The organism is Micromonospora musae (assembly GCF_003626635.1).
Classification (GTDB): Bacteria; Actinomycetota; Actinomycetes; order Mycobacteriales; family Micromonosporaceae; genus Micromonospora; species Micromonospora musae.
The window spans coordinates 53,675-73,105 of sequence record NZ_RAZT01000022.1 but is presented as its reverse complement, the minus strand read 5'-3'; the positions used below and the strand labels follow the sequence as shown (position 1 = coordinate 73,105).

At 69.8% G+C, this 19,431-nt stretch carries 20 protein-coding genes; 5 read left to right on the top strand and 15 right to left on the bottom strand.

Translation table 11 applies throughout. The features are described 5' to 3' along the window. Nucleotides 1-17 precede the first annotated feature (17 nt). The 6 genes from D7044_RS30570 to D7044_RS30545 form a co-directional block, all read right to left on the bottom strand. Entirely contained in the window at nt 18-1,055 is a 1,038-nt protein-coding gene (locus D7044_RS30570) for an ABC transporter substrate-binding protein (protein ID WP_199716830.1), read from the bottom strand. Nucleotides 1,056-1,142: 87 nt separating this feature from the next. Beyond that, nucleotides 1,143-2,000 (bottom strand): ABC transporter permease, encoded by an 858-nt coding sequence (locus D7044_RS30565; RefSeq protein ID WP_120690955.1) that lies wholly within the window; start codon nt 1,998-2,000, stop codon nt 1,143-1,145. Beyond that, entirely contained in the window at nt 1,997-2,764 is a 768-nt protein-coding gene (locus D7044_RS30560) for an ABC transporter ATP-binding protein (protein WP_120680993.1), read from the bottom strand. Before D7044_RS30560 ends, D7044_RS30565 begins: the two co-directional genes overlap by 4 nt. Then, entirely contained in the window at nt 2,761-3,696 is a 936-nt protein-coding gene (locus D7044_RS30555; protein WP_120690954.1) for a DUF6282 family protein, read from the bottom strand. The genes D7044_RS30560 and D7044_RS30555 overlap by 4 nt, the downstream gene beginning before the upstream one ends. Before the next feature lie 85 nt (nt 3,697-3,781). Further along, nucleotides 3,782-4,501, bottom strand: a complete 720-nt coding sequence (locus D7044_RS30550) for a GntR family transcriptional regulator (protein ID WP_120690975.1) — start codon at nt 4,499-4,501, stop codon at nt 3,782-3,784. 56 nt (nt 4,502-4,557) lie between these two features. Beyond that, nucleotides 4,558-5,577, bottom strand: coding sequence for an amidohydrolase family protein (locus tag D7044_RS30545; RefSeq protein WP_120680989.1), 1,020 nt, complete (start codon nt 5,575-5,577; stop codon nt 4,558-4,560). Between the two features lie 234 nt (nt 5,578-5,811). Between D7044_RS30545 and D7044_RS30540 the strand changes: the two genes are divergently transcribed. Further along, a complete protein-coding gene (locus tag D7044_RS30540) occupies nt 5,812-6,468 on the top strand; it encodes a GntR family transcriptional regulator (RefSeq protein WP_120690953.1) in 657 nt (218 codons plus the stop codon). A gap of 40 nt (nt 6,469-6,508) precedes the next feature. On the opposite strand, the gene D7044_RS30535 is transcribed toward D7044_RS30540, so the two are convergent. The 4 genes from D7044_RS30535 to D7044_RS32510 all read right to left on the bottom strand — a co-directional run bounded on the left by D7044_RS30535 (nt 6,509) and on the right by D7044_RS32510 (nt 9,383). After that, nucleotides 6,509-7,321: an NAD(P)-dependent oxidoreductase gene (locus tag D7044_RS30535; RefSeq protein WP_120690952.1), complete on the bottom strand. Its 813-nt coding sequence runs from the start codon at nt 7,319-7,321 to the stop codon at nt 6,509-6,511. Nucleotides 7,322-7,366: 45 nt separating this feature from the next. After that, the gene (locus D7044_RS30530; protein ID WP_120690951.1) at nt 7,367-8,443 is read right to left on the bottom strand and encodes a 4-oxalomesaconate tautomerase; all 1,077 of its coding nucleotides are present in this window, start codon (nt 8,441-8,443) and stop codon (nt 7,367-7,369) included. Next, the gene (locus tag D7044_RS30525; protein WP_120690950.1) at nt 8,440-9,144 is read right to left on the bottom strand and encodes a 4-carboxy-4-hydroxy-2-oxoadipate aldolase/oxaloacetate decarboxylase; all 705 of its coding nucleotides are present in this window, start codon (nt 9,142-9,144) and stop codon (nt 8,440-8,442) included. The genes D7044_RS30530 and D7044_RS30525 overlap by 4 nt, the downstream gene beginning before the upstream one ends. 92 nt (nt 9,145-9,236) lie before the next feature. Continuing rightward, nucleotides 9,237-9,383: a hypothetical protein gene (locus D7044_RS32510; protein ID WP_158609378.1), complete on the bottom strand. Its 147-nt coding sequence runs from the start codon at nt 9,381-9,383 to the stop codon at nt 9,237-9,239. 373 nt (nt 9,384-9,756) lie between these two features. Between D7044_RS32510 and D7044_RS30515 the strand changes: the two genes are divergently transcribed. Further along, nucleotides 9,757-12,693, top strand: coding sequence for a M4 family metallopeptidase (locus D7044_RS30515; RefSeq protein WP_120690948.1), 2,937 nt, complete (start codon nt 9,757-9,759; stop codon nt 12,691-12,693). Between the two features lie 88 nt (nt 12,694-12,781). Here the strand turns inward: D7044_RS30515 and D7044_RS30510 are convergent, their stop codons facing one another. Then, a complete protein-coding gene (locus tag D7044_RS30510; RefSeq protein ID WP_120690947.1) occupies nt 12,782-13,789 on the bottom strand; it encodes a helix-turn-helix transcriptional regulator in 1,008 nt (335 codons plus the stop codon). A 306-nt stretch (nt 13,790-14,095) separates the two neighbouring features. Next, nucleotides 14,096-14,587, bottom strand: a complete 492-nt coding sequence (locus D7044_RS30505) for a carboxymuconolactone decarboxylase family protein (protein ID WP_120690946.1) — start codon at nt 14,585-14,587, stop codon at nt 14,096-14,098. A 238-nt stretch (nt 14,588-14,825) separates the two neighbouring features. On the opposite strand from D7044_RS30505, the gene D7044_RS30500 reads away from it, so the two are divergent. Together D7044_RS30500 and D7044_RS30495 are read left to right on the top strand one after the other, a co-directional pair. Then, nucleotides 14,826-15,212, top strand: a complete 387-nt coding sequence (locus D7044_RS30500) for a hypothetical protein (RefSeq protein WP_233563335.1) — start codon at nt 14,826-14,828, stop codon at nt 15,210-15,212. Nucleotides 15,213-15,447: 235 nt separating this feature from the next. Then, nucleotides 15,448-15,684 (top strand): cold shock domain-containing protein, encoded by a 237-nt coding sequence (locus D7044_RS30495; RefSeq protein WP_199716829.1) that lies wholly within the window; start codon nt 15,448-15,450, stop codon nt 15,682-15,684. Between the two features lie 154 nt (nt 15,685-15,838). On the opposite strand, the gene D7044_RS30490 is transcribed toward D7044_RS30495, so the two are convergent. Further along, nucleotides 15,839-16,522 carry an alpha/beta fold hydrolase gene (locus tag D7044_RS30490; protein ID WP_120690945.1) on the bottom strand — a complete coding sequence of 228 codons (684 nt, stop codon included), beginning with the start codon at nt 16,520-16,522 and terminating at the stop codon, nt 15,839-15,841. A gap of 53 nt (nt 16,523-16,575) precedes the next feature. Here D7044_RS30490 and D7044_RS30485 point away from each other — a divergent pair, with 53 nt between their 5' ends. Next, complete coding sequence (locus D7044_RS30485) at nt 16,576-17,538, top strand: helix-turn-helix transcriptional regulator (RefSeq protein ID WP_120690944.1); 963 nt, start codon at nt 16,576-16,578, stop codon at nt 17,536-17,538. A 208-nt stretch (nt 17,539-17,746) separates the two neighbouring features. Here D7044_RS30485 and D7044_RS30480 read toward each other — a convergent pair whose 3' ends face one another. After that, entirely contained in the window at nt 17,747-18,766 is a 1,020-nt protein-coding gene (locus tag D7044_RS30480; RefSeq protein ID WP_120690943.1) for a beta-ketoacyl-ACP synthase III, read from the bottom strand. Further along, nucleotides 18,756-19,160 (bottom strand): hypothetical protein, encoded by a 405-nt coding sequence (locus D7044_RS30475; RefSeq protein WP_120680967.1) that lies wholly within the window; start codon nt 19,158-19,160, stop codon nt 18,756-18,758. Before D7044_RS30475 ends, D7044_RS30480 begins: the two co-directional genes overlap by 11 nt. Nucleotides 19,161-19,431: the final 271 nt, after the last annotated feature.

The window sequence follows — 19,431 nt, the reverse complement described above, 5'->3', positions numbered from 1 at the left end:
ATGGCGGCTGCTGCTTGTCAGCCCTTGATCGCGGTGGCGATCCATTGCGAGGGAATGATGTCGGCGAACGTGGGCGTGGTGGGCACCAGGCCGGTCTGTCGGTGGAAGTCCGCCGAGACGTTGTAGGCGGCCTCGGTGGGGGTCGGGGCGTCGGGGATCTCCGCCTGCAGGACCGGTACGAGTGCCTGAACCGTCTGGGCGTTCATCGTCTTCTGGTACTGCTGCAGCAGTTCGGTGGCCTTTGCCGGGTCGCCGTTGATGGTCTGCTCGGCCTTGGCGATGGCGCGCAGGAACGCGCCGACCGCCTTGCCCTTTCGGTCGATGACGTCCTGGGTGGTGAAGACGACACCGTGGATGGCGTCCTTGAGAGCGGGGACGTCACCGCGAGCGGGTGAGATGTAGACGCGGCCGACTCCGGTGGCCACGGCCTGCTGCCCGATCGGCTGGAAGAACGACAGGGCGTCGACTCGGCCGGCCTTCAGCGCACCGATCGCGGCGGACGCGTCGGCGCCGAGGTTGACCAGGGTCGCATCGTTCTTGGGGTCGAGGTTGGCCTGCTTGAACAGGTAGTTCACCAGTGCCTCGGTGCCGCTGCCCGGCCCGGTCATGCCGATCTTCTTGCCGCGCAGGGCCTGGATCCGCTCGTTCAGCGGCGCCGAGTCGCCGGCGGTCGGGATCTTCGATCCGGCGATGATGTCGACGTAGTAGGCGTCGACGAGGGAGCCGACCACCCGCGCCTTGTTGTTGATCTTGTACAGGTTGAACGCGTCGGTCATCACACCGCCGGCAACGTCGATGCTGCCGGACTGGACCGCCGCGGCGAGTTTGGCGCCCGTACCGAGCCGAGGCCGCTCTCCCAGGGTGAGCCCTTCGGCCTTGAAGTAGCCCTCGTGTTCGGCGACGAACAGCGGGAAGAACGCGACGGAGTCGCTGATCTGTCCCACGTTGAGGCGCATGGCGTCGGCGCCGGTGGCCGGCTCGCTGCCGCCCTTGTTGGCACAGCCGGCGGCGAGCAGCGTTGCCGAGACGGCGACGACGGCCCCGAGACGGCGCAATACGGATGTTCTACTGCGGGACATGGTGGACTCTTTCGACTGGGGGACGGGTGAGAAGCTGTCGCGCGTCTGACCGGGCACCGGCTGTCAGACCTCGGCGTCCAGGGGCTTCCAGCGGTTGGCCCGCTTGCCCAGGAGGTTGACGATCGCGTTCAGGACGGCGGCGATGACGCTGAGCACGACGAGGGTGGCGAACACCCCGTCGGTGTCGAACTTCGCGGACGAATCGCTGATCAGATACCCGAGGCCACGGTTGGATGCCACGAGCTCGCCGATGACCGCGCCGATCAGCGCGTACGGGATGGAGACCCGCAGTCCGGTCAGCAGACCGGTCATCGAGGCGGGCAGGACGACCTTGAAGGCGATGTCCCGACGGGTGCCGTTCATCAGCCGTACGGCGTCGACCAGCGCGCGGTCGACTTCGTGCACACCGGCTGCCGTGTTCAGGAAGACCAGGAAGAACACGGTGACGGCGGCGAGCAGCACCTTCATGTCGGTGCCGATGCCGAACCAGACGATGAACAGCGGCGCCAGGGCGACCTTCGGGATGGCGTAGAGCGCCATCAGGAACGGGTCCAGGATGTCCCAGACCACTCGGACGGAGGCGATCAGGTAGGCCAACGCGGCGCCGGACAGCGCACCGACGAGGAAGCCGAGCACGATCTCCTGCACGGTGATCCAGGTGTTCGACCACAGCGTGCCGTCGGCGACCCAATCGCCGAGCCGGGTGGCGATGCCGTTCGGGCTGCTGACGAACTGCGGGTCGAGGACGGGACCCGACAGGGCCTGCCAGACCACCAGCAGGACGACGAGCAGACCGATCCGCCACCCCCAGATCAGGGTTTTGCGGCCGTGCCGCTGGCGCCAGGTGCGCCGGGACGTCTCCCGCAGGGGACCCGCAGGCCTGGCGGCCGAGCCCACTTGCGGGGTCGTGGTAGCGCTCATCGTGCCCCCTCCTTCAGCGCCGCGGACAGCCGCCGGTGCAGTTCGACGAAGTGTGGGTCGACCCGGATGTCGTCGGGATCGCGCGGCCGGGGCAAATCCACCGGCTGGTCGAGCAGGATCGTTCCGACCGGCCCGAGCACCACGACGCGGTCGGCGAGGATCAGCGCCTCCTCGATGTCGTGGGTGACGAAGACGACGGTGCGCCCGCTGCCGGACCACAACCGCAGCAGTTCGCCCTGCAGTTCGGTGCGCAGTTGGGCGTCGAGCGCTCCGAACGGCTCGTCGAGCAGCAGCGTCTCCGGGTCGGCACAGAGCATCCGGGCCAGGCTGGCGCGTCGGCGCATGCCACCGGACAGCTCGCGTGGGTAGTGCCGCTCGAAGCCGTCCAGGCCGACGAGCTTGATCAGCTCGGCGGCGACCGCAGCCCGTTCCTTCTTGCTCTCGCCGCGCAGCTCGCGGGGCATCTGCACGTTGCGGGCGACGTCACGCCACGGCATCAGCGTGTCGTGTTGGGTCAGGTAGCCGACCTGCGTGTTGGGTCCGCGCATCGGCTTGCCGTCGTACGTGATCTGCCCGCTGGTCGGCGGGGTCAGCCCGGCGAGGAGGTTGAGCAGGGTCGACTTGCCGCAACCGCTGCGTCCCAGCAGCACCAGGAAGGACCCCTGTTCGACGGTCAGGTCGACGCCGCGCAGCGCGATCAGTTCCTCGTCGTCCTTGCGGAAGTGCTTGGACAGTCCCTGCACCTCGATGACGGCGGCGCTCATGCTGTCACCGCCGACGTTGCCGCCGCGACGCGGCGGGTGTTCGTCACTGCCATCACGTGTACCTCGTCCTCGGTGAACCCGGCCTCCAGCAGACGGTCGGCCAGCAGCGCGAGGCCGTCCTCCACTGGGGGGTTGAACGGCTGGCCGAGGTCGGAGGAGAGCAGCGAGTGCTCGGGGCCGACCTGGCGGATGTGGTCGAACAGGGTGTCCCAGCTGACCTTTCCGGTGTACGGGGTGGTGAAGCAGCGTTCCAGCAGCGCGCCCCGCTCGGCCAGGTGCCGCTGCACCTGCACCGACAGTCGCTGGGAGGTGAACTCCGGGTGCGTGACGACTATGCGCCGCACCCCGAGGTCGGCTGCCGCGTCGACGACCGTGGTGATCTCGTCGCCGGACAGGTGTCCGGTGGCCAGCACCATGTCGTGCTTGGCGATGACGCTCAGCACCTCCCGGAGCGCCGGCACGATCGCGCCGTCGGAGTCGACGACGTCGATCGCCGGGGCCATGATGCCCTGCTCGGCCAGGTCGGCCTGCAGTTGCGCCCACATCGGCGGGGTGGCGCCCTCCGGCTCGCAGGCCTGGCACTCCCGCTGGTTGGCGCAGTCCACGGTGGGCAGCCAGACGATCCGCGCGCCTTGGCGGCCCGCGATCTCCACTGCCACCGGGTTGAGCCCGCCTACCGAGCCGTTCAACGTGAGAGCGCCGAGCACGTCGACGCCGGGCACGGCATTGCGCACCACTTCGGCCCGCTCGGCGGTGGGCACGTAGTGGGATTTCAGTACGAAGCCCGCCAGGCCGACCTCGGCGAACCGACGCGCCAACGAGACGTCGTCGATGCGCCGGCGCATCACGTCCGGCGCGACGTGGATGTGCGTGTCGTACGCCCCGGCGACGAGTTCACGGGCTCGGGCCGAGGGGGTGGGGTGGTCACTCACGGGAGCCTCCAAGGGGAATCAGGACATCGCCCCGCGACGTGGCACCGCGGTGGCCGGTCGAGCTGTGATGTGGTGGATTCACGATTCAGAAGTGGACGAGGTGGGGTGGAGACGCGCGGTGCTGCGCGTGGGCGGACGTCATCTCGCGCAGGGTGTCCGCGACGTGGGAGAGGTGGTAGCGCATCGCGGCCTCGGCCGCGTCCGGGTCAGCCGCCTCGATGGCGTCGACGATCCGGGTGTGCTCGACGAGGGACCGGGCGGACCGTCCGGGTACGAGCACCGTGCGGTACTGGAAACGCACCATCTGTGCCTTGAGCCCGGCGATGAGTCGAGTGGCCGTGGAATGCCGCGACGACTCGATGATCTTCGCGTGCATCCGGGCGTTGCCGTCCGAGTACGCCAGCAGGTCGCCCGCCTTCAGGCAGGCCGACATCTGCGCGAGCGTCTCGCGCATGAACGCGACCTCCGCCGGTGTGGCCTTCTCAGCGGCCTCGCGGGCGGCGAGTGCCTCGAGCGCGCCGCGCGCCTGGGTGATCTCCAGGGCCTCGGCCTCGGTCACCATCCGCACCCGGGCCCCGCGGTTCGGCTCATGGACCACGAGCCCCTCCTGCTCGAGTCGGGCGAGCACGGTGCGCACCGCGGTGCGGCCTACCCCGAGCGTGACGGCCAGGTCGACCTCGACCAGCCGCTGGTTGGGCATCAGCCGCCCCCTGACGATGTCCTCGCGCAGTCTCGCGTACGCCTCGTCGGCGGCCGTCGGCCCGCGGCCGTTGCTGCCGACGGTCGTCGACACCGGCGGTGGCATGGCGTCCACGACGGCTCCTTTCATCGGCTGCGGGATCGAGCGGGCAGACGCGGTTCTCAACGGTTCCTGGCCTTCAGCGCCGCATCCAGTCGCGGGTAGACCCGGCGGGCGTTGCGCTCGAGGACCTTCTCCCGGTCTCCCGGCGCCAGGTGCAGCGCGTCCACGTACCGCAGGGTGTCGTCGAAGTGGTGGCCGGTCTGCGGATCGATGCCCCGGACCGCGCCGACCATCTCGGAGCCGAACAGGATGTTGTCGACGCCGATGACGCGGAAGAGCAGGTCGATGCCGGGCTGGTGGTACACGCAGGTGTCGAAGAAGACGTTGTCCATGACCGACTCGTCCAACGCGGGGCGGTTGAGCATGTCCGCGAGCCCTCGGAAGCGACCCCAGTGGTAGGGCACCGCTCCCCCACCGTGCGGGATGACGAAACGCAGGTCTGGGAAGTCCTTGAAGAGGTCCGACTGCAGGAACTGCATGAACGCTGTGGTATCGGCGTTGAGGTAGTGCGACCCGGTGGCGTGGAAGTTGGCGTTGGTCACCGCGGAGACGTGCACCATCGCCGGCACCTGCAGCTCTACCATCGCCTCGTAGAAGGGATACCAGCTGCGGTCGGTCAGCGGCGGGGACGTCCAGTGGCCACCGCTTGTGTCGGGGTTGAGGTTGCATCCCACGAACCCGAGCTCCAGCACGCAGCGTCGCAGCTCGGCCACCGAGTGCGAGATGGGGACTCCGGGCGACTGCGGGAGCTGGCAGACTCCGATGAAGTTCTCCGGGTACAGCTCGACCACGCGCGCGATGAGGTCGTTGGAGACCTGTGCCCAGCGGCTGCTGACGGCCTCGTCACCGACGTGATGGCCCATGGCTGAGGCGCGCGGCGAGAAGATGGTCAGGTCGATCCCGCGCTCGGCCATGAGTCGCAGCTGGCTTCCCTCGATCGTCTCGCGGATCTCGTCGTCCGAGATGCCGGGGTAGGCCGGCGGTTCTTCGCCGGCACTGAAGGCCGCCTGCTGCGCCGCTCGCCACGACGTGTGCGCCTGCGGCGCGGTCGTGTAGTGGCCATGGCAGTCGATGATCACGTGTCCCAGGGCTCCTTGGGGTCGGCTGATCGGAAGAACCAGCTCCGCTCACCGGCAGGCGATGTGATCCGGGGCTCATGGCCTCCCGCGTCACGCTCGCGAATGCCGCTCGGCAACTGTGACCGTAACCACCACACAACATCGTCGCAATAGATGTCGAGCAGATTGTCGACAATATTTTGACCACGGCCTCCACAGAGGCCATATACTCATCCGCGACTGAGGAGGTCCGGTTTGGCCAAGACCCCGCGTGAGGGTGCCGCTGCCACGAGACTGGCGGCCGACGCACTACGCGCCGCGCTGATGAACGGCGATCTCGCGCCCGGACAGCGGCTGGTGGAGGCAGAGCTCGCCGAGTCGTTCAGCGTCAGCCGCGCCAGTCTCCGCACCGCGCTGTTCGACCTGACCGCCGAGGGACTGGTCGAACGCATCCCGAACCGTGGCGCCCGCGTACGGGTCGTGTCCGTGGCCGAGGCGGTGGCGATCACCGAGTGCCGCATGGTCCTCGAGGGCCTCTGTGCCGCCAAGGCAGCCGAACGGGTCACCGACGAGCAGATCGCCGTACTGACCGATCTCGGCGACAAGATGCAGCGTGCTGTCGCCGAGGGTGATCCGATGAAGTACTCAGCGCTCAACCGGGAACTCCACCGCCTCGTACGCGAATACGCGGCACAACCGGTGGCCTCGGGGCTGCTCGACCGGCTCAACGGTCAGCTCGTCCGCCACCAGTTCCGGCTCGCGCTGCGCGCCGGCCGCCCACAGGTGTCCCTCCGAGAACACCTCGCGATCATCGACGGAATCGCACGCCGTGACCCCGCCGACGCCGAGGCCGCCACCCGCGCACACCTGAGCAGCGTCATCACGGCACTGCAGGAGGCCGACACCGAGTAGAGCCGGGCGGACCACTCTCCGCCCGGCCGACGCCGGCGGGCTATCGGCCACCGTTGTCGCGTAGATCGATGAGCAGGTCACGCGTCGCCGCACTGATCCGCGCCGGGACCCCCAGCTCCTCGAGCTGCTCGGCGGCAGCGGTCATCTCGTCCGCGCGCCGGCGGGCGTGCTGGTGGGTCCCGTCGATCAGCCGATCGATAGTGCGCTGGTCGAAGCCGGCCAGCTCGGTGCTGATGTTGTCGCGCAGCCAGTCGGCGCAACCTGCGGCCTCCGCGGCGGCCACCGCTTCCACCACCGCCGCGGCCAGTCCCTTGTAGAAGACGCTACGGAGCAGCTTGCGCGAGATGGCCGCGCCCGCCGGCCCCGGCTGAATCGCCACCTCCGCGCCGAAGCCGGACAGGATGGCCGCGTACCGGTCGGCGGCGGCGCCGGACACCAACATGGGGGTACGCAACCCCTTGCCCGGCACCGGCGCCATCAGCGCGACGTCGACGACCGGGATGGACGCCCCGGCCGCCTCCGCGAGCGCCGCCTTCAGACCCGGCGAAGCGGTGTTGAGGTCGGCCCAGACCGTCCCCGGCCGCACGGACGGCAACGCGTGGCGCAGCGCGTACATCGCGTCGTGGGAGCTGTTGACACTGAGCACCAGATCGGCGTCGCGCACCGCGTCGGCCTCGTCGGCCCGGACGGCGACGCCTTCGGCGGCCGGCACCTTCGGGTCGTAGCCCCGCACGTCGGCGCCGGCCGCCACCAGATCGCGGGCGATCTCCGAGCCGGCCTCCCCCAGCCCGAGGACGGCGATGCGGACGACCGTGCCGGCCTCCGGGCGATCAGTCTTCTGCAGCGGGGGCATGTGGTCTCCACATCGTCGATGAACGCACGGATCACAGGGGGCACGTCAGCGGGGAAAGGCGATGCCCTCGAAGAGCTTGCGGGCGGTGCGTACGACACCTGAGCGGACGACCCGCGGTGGGGAGACGCCGGCGTCGACCGTCACGTCCACCAGCAAGTGGCCGGTCGGGTGCTCCACGTCGACCTGCGAACGGTCGGCCGGCCAGTCCGCGGTGAGCTCGTGACCGACCGCGCCCGGCAGCAGCATGCCGGTGACCACGCTGACCGCGGCCAGCACACCGATCGAGGTGTGCGGCTGGACGGGGATGAAGGACCGGGTGCAGACCTGGCCACCGTCGCGTGCGGCGGCGACCAGCGCCGTCTTCGGTACGGAGGACCGGCTCACGTCCCCGAGACCCATGAGGGCACCAGCCTTGACACGAAGGGCGTCGATGCGCTCGAGCAGCGCGGCGTCGGCGGCCAACTGCTCGTGCGTCTCATAGCCGGTCAGGCCGAGCGACTCGGCCCGCGCCACGACCAACGGCATGCCGTTGTCGACACAGGTCACCTCGACGCCGTCGATCGAGTCCCGGAGCCTGCCGGTCGGCAGCAGACTTCCGGTCGCTGAGCCCGCCGTGTCACTGAAAGCGAGAACGATCGGCGCGGCGGTGCCGGGAACCCCAGCGATCGCAAGATCGCCACGATACTCGGGACGACCACCCGGGGTCGGGAAGGTAGCCACCGCGACGCTGTCGGAGTTGACCATCCGAATCCGTACGCTGGTCTCGTCCGGGCCTGCCGCAACCAGTCCGCGTTCGACGGCGAAGGGCCCCACGCCGGCCAGAATGTTGCCGCAGTTCTGACGGTCGCTGACCGTCGCGCTATCGACGCCGAGCTGGAGGAACAGGTAGTCGACGTCCACATCCGGGTTCGCCGACCGACTCACGACCGCGACCTTGCTGGTGAGCGAGGTGCCCCCGCCGAGGCCGTCAATCTGGCGCGGATCGGGGCTGCCCATCAGCCGCAGCAGCAGTTCGTCCCGCTCGGCCGTGTCGGCCGGCAGGTCGGCAGCCTCGAAGTACAGGCCACGCGAGGTGCCGCCACGCATCATGGTGCAGCGCACCCCGGTGTCGTCGTAGCTCACCGCTCACCCTTGACGTACTCGTCGTAGGAGACGTACTCGATGCCGAAGTCGTTGAGCTTGTCACGGAGCCCGTAGCGGTCCAGGCCCAGCTCGCCCTGCTCGAACGCCGCGCGGCTGGCGGCCTCCTTATCCGTCCGGGCCTGCGCGGCGGTCAGCGCCCGCGGCACGTCGGCCCTGGCTACCACCATGACGCCGTCGTCGTCAGCGACGATCACATCACCGGGGTGCACCGTCTGCCCGCCGAGGACTATCGGCACGTTCACCGACCCGGCCGTGGCCTTGACCGAGCCCTGCGCGCTGACCGCCCGCGACCACGCCGGGAACCCCATCTCACGCAGCTCCGCGACGTCGCGCACCCCGCTGGCGAGCACCACGCCACGGACGCCCCGCTTGGCCAGGGCGGTGGCGAACAGCTCACCGAACAGTCCGTCAGTCGAGGGCGAGTTGGTCGCGACCACCAGGACGTCACCGGGCCGGCACTGCTCCACCGCGACGTGGATCATCAAGTTGTCCCCGGGCCAGCACAGCACGGTGACGGCAGTGCCACCGATGCGCGCACCCGGCCACGCGGGCCGGAACTCGGGGCCCAGGTAGCCGACGCGGCCGAGCGCCTCGTGCACGGTGGCGACACCGTACCCGCCGAGACGCTCCGCATCACCGACGTCGGCGCGCGGTGGATCGGTGACGACGACAGTCCTCATGCGGAAATCTCCTTCTAGTAGGAAGGTCAGGCGCTCGTTTGTCGGGGCAGCGGCCAACTCGGCTCAGGTGGGTCCGGAGCGCCGCCTCCGCGTCAGCTCGCCTGCCTGGAGGTCCGGGGCGTGGTCGCCATATCGGCCTCGATCAGCCGCTGGCCCGCGATGAGCTTGGTGATCGCTTCGCACAACGACACCTGGTCTGCCTGTCGGCCGGCCACTTCGCCGCTGGCGATCCTCTCCATGGCTTACCCCCAACAGATCTTGCGCCGACGCTAGGCGGCTGGCGACAAGATTGTCAACACTTCTGTTGAAAGTCGCCGGACCAGGGCCAACGCCACCCTGCCGGAAGGAAGCCCGGACGGCTGGTCATGACCATCTCCCGCCACCACTGCCCGTGCAGGGCGCTCGTGCGGTGGCGCGTAGACCTCCGGAGGCTGCTCTGCCCGGCGGCCATGACCTACATCGCCGTGCGGATCGGCCCCTCCTCGGCGAGCTTCCGACTTGTGCAGGTGCGCAAAGTGGTCCTTGTGTCGGGGGCGACACCGCAGTGAGGGTGATCAAATCCCGTGCCGCAAGGAGTCGGCCGGGCGCTGGACCACCTTGCAGGAGCAACAGATGCGCAGAGTCAAGGCACCACCCGCCCTCGCCATCCTGGCGGCGGCCGCCCTCCTCGGCACCACCGCCCAGGCCGCGAACGCCGCGCCGGCGAGCACTACGACGGACGCGGAGGCGTCGGTCCCGGCCACCGTGGCACCCGCTACGGACACCCCTGCACTCGTGGACGACCTGGCCGAGCCGGTCGACGCCACGATCGCAGCGGACAAGGCCGCCAAGGCCCACCTCACGGGCCACAAGGACCGCTACAAGATCGCCGACCCGGCCGGCACGCTCACCACGGCGGGCGTCGACACCCGGGGCGAGCGGGAGACGGTCCGGCTCAACCAGAAGTACAAGGGCCTGCCCGTGTTCGGCGGCCAGTACGTGGTGCGCATGGAGAAGAAGGCCGGCAAGCGCGCGGTGACCGGCACGTCGGGCAGCTACTTCACCGACCTCGACGTCGACACGACGCGCCCGACGATGCCCGCCGACGTCGCGATCGCCCGAGCTGTCGAGGACGTACGCAAGAGCCTGCACCCCGGCGCCGCCGTCGTGGCCGGCGCGCCGCGGCCCGGCACGGCCCGCGCCGACCTCACCGGCACCGACCAGGGGCTCGTGGTCATGCCGACCGGCACCGGCGTGCTCGCGCGGCGCGTGCTCGTCAAGGGCAAGGACGTCGCCACGGGCCAGCCCGTGCTCCGCGATGTGTACGTGGGCGCGACGAACGGGGTGACGCTGCTCAGCGTCAGCCGGATCAAGTCCTTCGCCTCCGCGCAGCAGGCCGCCGCCCTGGCCGCCGGCGGGACCGCCGTCGCGCCACGGACCGTGCCGGCGCCGTCCGCGTCGGGCAGCGGCACGACCCCGGTCGTCGGTGAGGGCAAGAGCCTGCACGGCGCCACCGTGCCGGTCCCGCTCGTCCGGACCGACGACACGGACTCGTACCTCATGATCGACCAGACCCACAGCCTCCCGGACGGCCGGACGGTGCCGATCACCACCTGGGACGCCCGGGGCCGGGACTACTACGACCTGCTCGACGGCCAACTGCCCGAGGGCGTCGGGCCGTTCGCGTCGCCGTCGAGCACGCTCGGTGCGGACCTCACCGACGCCGGCGCCGTGGACGCGGCCTGGGACGCCGCGAAGGTGTTCGAGTGGTTCCAGACGAAGCTCGGGCGTAACAGCCTGGACGACAACGGCATGGCGATCAACTCGATCGTCGGCATCACCTACGGCGGCTACCCGTGGGTCAACGCCTACTGGGACGGCACCCGGATGGTGTACGGCAGCGGCGACGACGAGTACCTGCCGCTGGCCGCCGACCCGGATGTCGTGGGCCACGAGATGACGCACGGTGTGGTGGAGAACTCCGCCAGCCTCGTCTACGCCGGCCAGCCGGGCGCGCTCAACGAGGCGATCGCCGACTACTTCGGCAACGCCATCGACCTCGACGCGGCGGGCACGCCGATGACCGACCCCGAGGCGAGCCTGATCGGCGGCGACCTCTGCCGCACCCTGGCGCCCACCAGGTGCGCCCTGCGCAATCTCGACGACGGCGCCACCACGGCGGACTTCCAGCACCTCATGGACACGCCGCAGATGGACGACGGTGGCGTGCACCTCAACTCGACGATCGTGTCCGGGGCGCTGTGGGACCTGCGTCAGGCGTTCGGCGGCCCGGTCGCCGACAAGATCGTCTACCGGGCGCTCACCGACTACCTCACGCCCATGTCCGACTTCGTGGACGCCCGCGAGGCCGTGCTCGCCTCCGCCAAGTCCTCGGGGCTGAGCAACAAGGACCTCAAGGTGGTACGGGCGGCGTTCGACTCGCGCGGGATCACCGAGAAGTGGAAGGCGAACCTCTACGGCAAGAAGACCGACCTCCTCGTCGACCGGCTCAACACCGGAATGTACGTCGACATGACGGCGAGCATGGCCGGCGGCTGGTTCGCCGTACCGCGGTCGAACGCGAACCGCACCGAGCCGACGTCGATCTGGGTGGGCCGCACCGACGGCAAGGGCGCGCCGTACCGGATCTCCCCGAACGACGGGAACCCGCACAGCTTCCCGCACACCGACGGCAAGCGGGTCGTGTGGCTGTCGATCGAGGCGGACCAGAACTCTCCGACGTGGGAGACCGACCGCATCCTGTCGGCGCCCATCGGCGGCGGCTACGTGGAGGAGCTGTACCGCTCCCCGTACCGGATCAACGGCCTGGGCTTCGACGGCACCGTCGTGACGTGGAGCCAGTACGACCCGGAGCAGGGCTACCGCGACGTCGTGCGCTACCTGCAGGGCCGCTCGCGGACCGTCCACACCCTCGCGCACCCCGACTGGGTCGGGAACGCGACGGCACCGAGCGTCAAGAACGGAAAGATCTCCTACGTCCGGTACGAGGACTACGCGCAGCCCGACGCCGACGGCAACCGGTGGTCGCTGGGTGTCGAGGTGTACGACCTCGCGACGGGGAAGACGACCTTCGCCGGCGGTGACCCCGGTGCCGAGACGATGAGCTACCCCCAGGTGTCCGGCACCGGCGTCGCCTGGGTCATCAACCGGGACTACGGCAGGTTGGTCGACGGTCAGTGGAACCAGGGGACGTTCAACGACTCCGTACGGCTCTTCGACTTCGCCACGCGCACGAGCCACCTGCTCTTCGAGGAGAACTCGCCGCAGGCGATCCGCGCCGACGTCCTCACGCTGTCCGACACGACGCTCACCGTCACCGAGGAGGCCCCGTACGACCTCTGGCTCTCCACCGGCGGCTACCCGGACAACGCACTCAACCCGAAGCTCAAGCAGTACACGTTCGACGGAAAGTACGTCGGCCCGGCCTCCTGCAGCCCGGGCGCGCAGATGTTCGCAACCGCTGGCGCGGGGCGCGAGGTGATCTTCATGGACTCGTCGGCAGGTGGTTTCGGCTTGGCGTACGCGAAGGGAGCCAAGTCCTGCGCGTGATCCCCGGCTAGGGAGACGCCATGCACGACGGCGCGCCGGGACCTCCTTCTGAGAGGCCCCGGCGCGTCGTTGTGTTCGGGATATGTCCTCACCGACTCTTCAGCCACCCTCGCTCCGCCGCCAGCAGCGCGATTTGGAACCGAGTCCGGGCACCGAGCAGGGAACCCGCATCGCTCACGTGCTTCTGCACGGTACGGCGGCTCACCTTGAGCACGCGGGCGATCGCCTCGTCCTTCATCCCGGTCGCCATCATGTGCAGGATCTCCCGTGTACGCAGGTCCGGCTCCACAATCGTCGGACTGCCCTCCGGGGCCGGCCCATCGTGTCGGCTCGCCAGCGACACCGGGTCGGCGCGCTCCCACACGCTCTCGAAGAGCGCCACCAGCGCCACCACCAGCGCGGGCGAGTGCACCACCAATGAACCCGCCGCCGGGCGGTCCCCGCGCACCGGCAGCAGAGCCGCCGCCCGGTCGAACACCACCAACTTCACCGGCAGCCGGGCCGCCAGCCGCAGTTCCCCGCCCTGACCCGTCCCGCGCAGCGCCGTCTTGAGCGACACTGCATCGGTGAAGCCCTCCGTCTCGTACACCGACCGCATCCGCACCCCGGGTGCCACTGCCGACTCCCCGACGGACGCCTGCGAGGCCGTCACGTACGGCGGCTTGGCCAGATGCAGCACCTCAACTGAACTCCCCTTCAGCAGCTGACCGTAGCGCGCCGGCACCTCATCCTCGCGCTCCAGCACCTCCACCAGGTGCGCAACGCGCGGCCCGGACACCGCCTCGTACACCTCGTGAAGCCGATCCACGAGGCCCTCGACGCGGGCCAGTTCGGCTCGCCGCCGGGCCAGCAGGGCGCTGAGCGACGACCTCGGGGGGCCGGCCACCCATCGCGGCGCCGTGCCGTCGATCTGCAGCACCAGTGCGGAGTCCGCGAGGTGCCGTAGTGCTTGTTCCGCCTCCGCCAGGGACACCCCGACCGCCGCCGCCACGTCGGTGACGTCCGCCGACCGCACGGCCACCAGGTGCTCCAACACCCGCCCGGCGAGTGGATCCAGACCGGCTACCGCCCACAGGCTGCCTACAGCTTCGTCCATACGTTCTGACACTCCTGTGGTCTGAGCGCGCTCCGCGTTGGCGGACACCATCGGTGTGGTGGTCAGGCCGCCAGGGTGCCTCGTAGTCGGCGGGAACGCGGCGGCCCAGGCTGCTCGGCCGGTGCAAGTTGTATCAGCCGTCTGGCAACTGAGGACGCCCGTACCCGCCAATGGCCGTCGCCGACGAGTTCGCAGAGCGTGGCCTGGGCCGGCACGTGGTCCTCGAGCGCGCTTCGCTCGGCGTCGGGCAGCAGCCCGGCGAGCTGGTCGCTCGCGGCATTCACCCGGCCTGGCAGGTGAGCCGGTTCACGACCTCGCCTGCTCGGCGAAACCGGGGACGGCACCCTCGGCCATCTTGAGTCGGGTCCAGACGTTCATGTTGATGACGATCCCGATGATCTCGAGGATCTCCTCCTGGGAGAAGTGCTCGGCGAGCGCGTCGTGCCGGGCACCGAAATCGTCGGCGACGGTCGCATCCGCGACGCGAGTGAGCGCCTCGGTGTAGGCGAGGGCAGCGCGGGCCGCGTCGTCGTGGAAGTCGGTCTCCCACCAGGTGGTCAGGGTATCGATCACCGGTCGGGCGATGCCGGCGTCGCGAGCCGCCTCGTAGTGGAGGTTGAGACAGTAGGTGCAGTTGTTGATTTGAGACACCCGCAGGCGCAGGAGCTGGGCAAGCCGGCGGTCGATACGCAGGTGAGCCTGATAGCCGAAGGTGTCGGCGCCGTGGCGGGCGAGCTTGGTCAGGTCCTCGTTGGCCGAGCTGTCGGCCCGCCGCTTGGTGATACTCACATCGGTCATCTCGTCGCTCCTGTCGCGTCGGCGATCTCGCAGCGAAACTACCTGCCTCATCAGAACCATCCCGCTGATTGCGCGTGAGGGCCTCCTCGGGATGACCTTCTGATCCACCGCCCGACATCGATGATCGACATTGACAGGTGTCGATAGCTTTCATGGTGGTCGATATATAGACCACCCCGGTCCAGCCCGGGCCGGCGCCAACAGGGCCGCGTCCCTACGTCGTATCGAAGGAGAAGCGTTGAGCAGGAGAGCTATCCGTCGACCCCTCACGGTCGCCGCAGCGGCGTTCGCACTCGTCGCCACCGGCGCACTCGTCGCCCCGTCACCCGCCTCGGCTCACTGGAGTTGTGGACGAGCGGCTCCGCCGGACCTCGACACCACCGGCGGCCACCACACCGTCTTCACCGCGAACCTGCGCGTCGGCTCCAGCCTCCGCTGCCTGGACGTCGGCGACGTGTACATGTCCGAGTCACTCGACTACCACTGCTACGCCCTCGACATCAACGGGCTCGACACCTGGACCTACGTGGTCAGCGTGCAGACGAAGGCCCGGGGCTGGATCCGCGATGACGGGCTGAACGACAACGGATCCCGGGTGTGGTGTCCCGGCCAGACCCAGGTCTGAGGCTGACGGCGAGAGGTTCCGACTGACGTCGGGCCATCAGCGAATCGGCTAGCGGGGCCACTGGGCGCCGGCGATCACGTCGACGTCCGGTGGCCTCTCAGTGTTTCCGACAGGTGGAACGGACACCACTCGGGCAGACGCTTCGGGCACCACTCGGCGCGCCTTCTCAGTCGGTGCCTGGTCGAGGGTCAGTGCCCCCCCTGCCGACCTCCATCGAGCCGATACTCTGGCGCTTGTGCGTGATCAGGGCCTGCGGGACACCGGAGTGGTGACGATCTGGCATGCCGATCAGGGGTGGGGAGTTGTTGCCCTCGATCATGTTGACCTGACGGTGTGGGTGCACTTCAGCCACATCGTCGCAGGGCCGAACGAGTTCCGGAGCCTGACACCGGGTCAGCAGGTGCGATGCCACTACGAAGTCCCGGGACAAGACGGTTACCCGGCCCGAGCGGTCGAAGTCACCAACCTCTGAGCCGCCGGCCGGCACAACGTGTTCGCGACGTTGTCGGGAACTACCTGTCGATCATGGGATCGGTCCTCAGACTGGTGCCGAGTGCAAATGTCGATCTTCCGCACCAGCAGGCCGAGCTTCCACGGCCGTCACCACAGGTGGTGCCCGTCCCGGGCTAGACCGCAGCAAGAATCCGCGCCAGCTCCGTCGGCCGGGTCACCATCGGCCAGTGCCCGGAGTCGATGTCAACCAGGTCGACGTGCTTCGCCCGGGCCAGCTCGGGAACGTCGCCCCCGGCGATCCACTCCCGCGCCTGGGCCGGCGTGAACTCGGGGCACACCACCACGACAGGTACGTCGAACCGCCGCTCATCCCTAAGCCGTACGACGCCCCTGGCCACTCCCTCCGGAACCGGGACCGCGGCAGCCTCGAACGCCCGCCGCGCCGACTCGTCCAGATCGGCTGCGTCCGCGCCTTCGAACGGGCCCCAGCCCGGGAACGGCATGACGCCGTCGGTGATCTCGAAGAAGTCCGCGTACGGCTGCCCGTCGCCGGTTGGGAACCCGCCGATCAGCACCACCTTCACGACCCGCTCGGGCCGCGCGTCGGCCGCCATCCAGGCCAGGGTGCCGGCTGCGGAGTGGCCCACCACCACCGACCGGCCGGGCCCCGCATCCACGGCGGCGAGCACCGCGGTCACCTGGTCCGCGAGCGTCGCCGACAGGTTCCCGTCACCCTGACCCGGCAGGGTAACCGACACCGCAGGGCGGCCGCTCTTCTCGAGCTCTGACGCGACGCCGGTCCACGCCGACGCGCCGAGCCACAGGCCGCCCAGGAGCACGATCTGTTCTGCAGTCATCGGGTCAACCTAGAGGCAGTTCCGGACGGTCTGCTTCCGGTATTCTGGTCGTCGTGCCAGCCGGTCCGAGCCCTACCGCCCGGGCGCTACGCGCGCTCGAGTTCCTGTATGAACGTCCCGGCGCGACTGCCGAACAACTCGCCTCGCTCCTGGGCGTGACGGAACGCGCTGCGCGGCGCTACGTCGGGATTCTTCGCGAGGCCGGCATCCCGGTCGAGTCGACGCGCGGGCCGTACGGGGGCTACCGGCTGGGCCGCGGTACCCGGCTGCCGCCGGTGGTCTTCAGTCAGGAGCAGGCCCTCGGCCTGGTCATGGCCGTGCTCGACGGGCAGCCGAACGCCATCGACGCCGACGACCTGGTCGGCTCGGCGCTCGGCAAGGTCATCCGGGCGCTCCCGGAGAGCGTCGGACGGCAGGCGGCGGCGCTACGGACGTACGCTGCGGCCACCCCCGACCGGCATTCAGCCCGCCCCGATCCCGCCACCACAAGCGCCCTGATCGCCGCCGTCGCCGACCGGCGCCGCGTCGTGCTCACCTACCGAGGTGAGAGCGGTGAGGAGTGGGACGCCGAGGTCGACCCGTGGGCGGTCGTGGTGCGGTACGGACGCTGGTACCTGCTGTGTCACTCGCACCGCGCGGACGCCGTCCGCACATACCGGGTCGACCGGGTCCGGGCCGTACGGCAGACCCCGGACGTCTTCACGCCGCCCGAAGACCTGGATCCGGTCGCCGCGCTGGAGGAGCACCTCGGCGCGGGCTGGAAGTACCCGACCCGGGTGGTGTTCCACGCGCCGTGGGAGCAGGTGGCGCCGTGGATCCGGCCGCCGATGGGCCGTCTCCAGCCCGACGGCGACCGATGCGTGCTGGTCGGCAGCACCGGAAACCCGGCGATGTACGCGCAGGAGTGGCTGGCCGCCGTCCCGTTCGACTTCTCGGTGGAGGAAGGCCCCGAACTCCGTGCCGCCGTGGCGGCGGTCGCGGCCCGTTTCGGCGCGGCAGTCTCGCCGTCGCCGTGACTCGGGCGCTGGTATCGGGCCTGGCGGTGATGACGATGTCCACCCAACGTCGGCCTCAGACGGTTGATGGAACCACTCTGGCTGACCGAGGATGCACGTCTCGATCGCCGGCCTGTGAGAAGGCTCGTCCCGGTGAGTCGAGCAGCACCGGCAGGCCCGTCCCCACACCGATCAGGGAGCGTGAGTGGGGAATCGGTCGGGGTGTCGGTCAGTCAGGTGCCGAGACGACCGGGGGCAGGTCGACGACCATCGCGGAGTAGGACAGCCCGGAGCCGAATCCGACCATCAACGCGGCGCCGTCCGGAGCCTCGCCACCGCCGTACAGAAGCGTCTCCATCGCCAGCGGAATCGAGGCCGCCGACGTATTGCCCGCCGTCGCCACATCCTTCGCCACCACCACCGACTCGGGCAGCCCGAGCTCGGCCGCGAGCCGGTCGATGATGCGCAGGTTGGCCTGGTGCGGGATGAAGGCAGCCAGGTCAGCCACCTGGATTCCCGCCGCCGCGACCGCTCGACCGGCCAGTTCGGCGATCTCCTCGATCGCCCAGCGGAAGACCTCCCGCCCGGACATCCGCATGGTCGGCCAGTAGTCAGGCTTGTCCCGGGCGGCGAGCCAGGAGTCCTGATGGCCGATGAGGCCACTCTTCGCGCCGTCCGAACCCCAGACCGTCGGACCGATGCCGGGTCGCTCGGCCGGGCCGACCACCACCGCCCCGGCAGCATCGCCGAACAGGAACGCGGTGGACCGGTCCGTCGGGTCGATGATGTCGCTCATCCGCTCGGTACCGACCACCAGGACGTGACGCGCGGTGGCGGCGCGCACCAGGGAGTCCGCCACGGCGAGCGCGTGACAGAAGCCCGCGCAGGCGGCACCGACGTCCAGCGCCGCCGCCCGGGTCGCACCGACACCGTGGGCGACCTGCGGCCCGGCGGGCGGCGACTGATAGAGGTACGACATCGACGCGACCAGAACCGTGTCGACCTCCTCGGCCGGGACGCCGCCGCGGTCCAGGGCCTGACGTCCGGCGGCCACCCCCATTTCGATCACGGTCTCGTCGGGTCCGGCGAATCGCCGGCTGACGATGCCCGAGCGCCGCTGGATCCACTCGTCGCTCGACTGGATCGGTTCGCAGATCGCGGAGTTCGGTACGACCCTCGCCGGCCGGTAGGCGCCGACGCCGAGGATGCGGGCGCCGGCCGGGCCACGCGTGGACAGCTCAGCCGGCATGCGTTTCTCCGGGCAGGTTCGGCAGCCGCTTCAGTCCACCGGCGGGGTGACGCTGACGGCAGGCCCGCCGTCGGAGCTTGCCGCTGACGGCCCTGGAGATCACTTCCGGCCGGACGACACGACCTCGTGTGGTCCGGCCTCGTGGGTCCGGCCGAGCGCCGCCCGCACCCTGCCACGGCGCGGAGTCGGCGGCGAACCGCCAGACGTGCGCCGGCTTCACCTCGATGATCAGCGCCGGGCCCTTTCCATCCGGTGCGTGCACTGCGAACGCCGCGACATGACTGGGGCGCGCGACGGGCACCGCCCGCTCGGCCGTCGCCGCGACGTCGGCCGGGTGGTGGTTGCAACCGTTGATGATCACAAGTCCCTTCAGCCGGGAGGTCAGGCACAGCACACCATCGTGCGGAAAGCCTATATCGCCCCTAGGCAGCCAACCCCGCGAACTGGCTGGTGTTCCCGCCCGGGAAGAAGCGGCGGACCAGCCGCTGCCGGGCCAGCGGCGTGGTGATCATCGGTTCCAGAGCCCCACCGCCTTGCGTGGCGCCGTCAGGGCGAGGTTTGCCAGGTCGAGGGATGCGCATCTCGCGCAGCCGGTGGACCGGCTGCGTCACTGCTTGAGCCAACTGAAGCGTGCGCCACTTCTACAAGATCCCGTTGGCGGCGGA

What these genes read in the sequence shown, in the direction of transcription:
- D7044_RS30565 (WP_120690955.1), bottom strand. Translation starts at nt 2,000, where the DNA reads ATGAGCGCTACCACGACCCCGCAAGTGGGCTCGGCCGCCAGGCCTGCG.
- D7044_RS30550 (WP_120690975.1), bottom strand. Translation starts at nt 4,501, where the DNA reads ATGCCACCGCCGGTGTCGACGACCGTCGGCAGCAACGGCCGCGGGCCG.
- D7044_RS30480 (WP_120690943.1), bottom strand. Translation starts at nt 18,766, where the DNA reads ATGCCGGCTGAGCTGTCCACGCGTGGCCCGGCCGGCGCCCGCATCCTC.
- D7044_RS30560 (WP_120680993.1), bottom strand. Translation starts at nt 2,764, where the DNA reads ATGAGCGCCGCCGTCATCGAGGTGCAGGGACTGTCCAAGCACTTCCGC.
- D7044_RS30505 (WP_120690946.1), bottom strand. Translation starts at nt 14,587, where the DNA reads ATGACCGATGTGAGTATCACCAAGCGGCGGGCCGACAGCTCGGCCAAC.
- D7044_RS30490 (WP_120690945.1), bottom strand. Translation starts at nt 16,522, where the DNA reads ATGACTGCAGAACAGATCGTGCTCCTGGGCGGCCTGTGGCTCGGCGCG.
- D7044_RS30515 (WP_120690948.1), top strand. Translation starts at nt 9,757, where the DNA reads ATGCGCAGAGTCAAGGCACCACCCGCCCTCGCCATCCTGGCGGCGGCC.
- D7044_RS30535 (WP_120690952.1), bottom strand. Translation starts at nt 7,321, where the DNA reads ATGCCCCCGCTGCAGAAGACTGATCGCCCGGAGGCCGGCACGGTCGTC.
- D7044_RS30525 (WP_120690950.1), bottom strand. Translation starts at nt 9,144, where the DNA reads ATGAGGACTGTCGTCGTCACCGATCCACCGCGCGCCGACGTCGGTGAT.
- D7044_RS32510 (WP_158609378.1), bottom strand. Translation starts at nt 9,383, where the DNA reads ATGGAGAGGATCGCCAGCGGCGAAGTGGCCGGCCGACAGGCAGACCAG.
- D7044_RS30510 (WP_120690947.1), bottom strand. Translation starts at nt 13,789, where the DNA reads ATGGACGAAGCTGTAGGCAGCCTGTGGGCGGTAGCCGGTCTGGATCCA.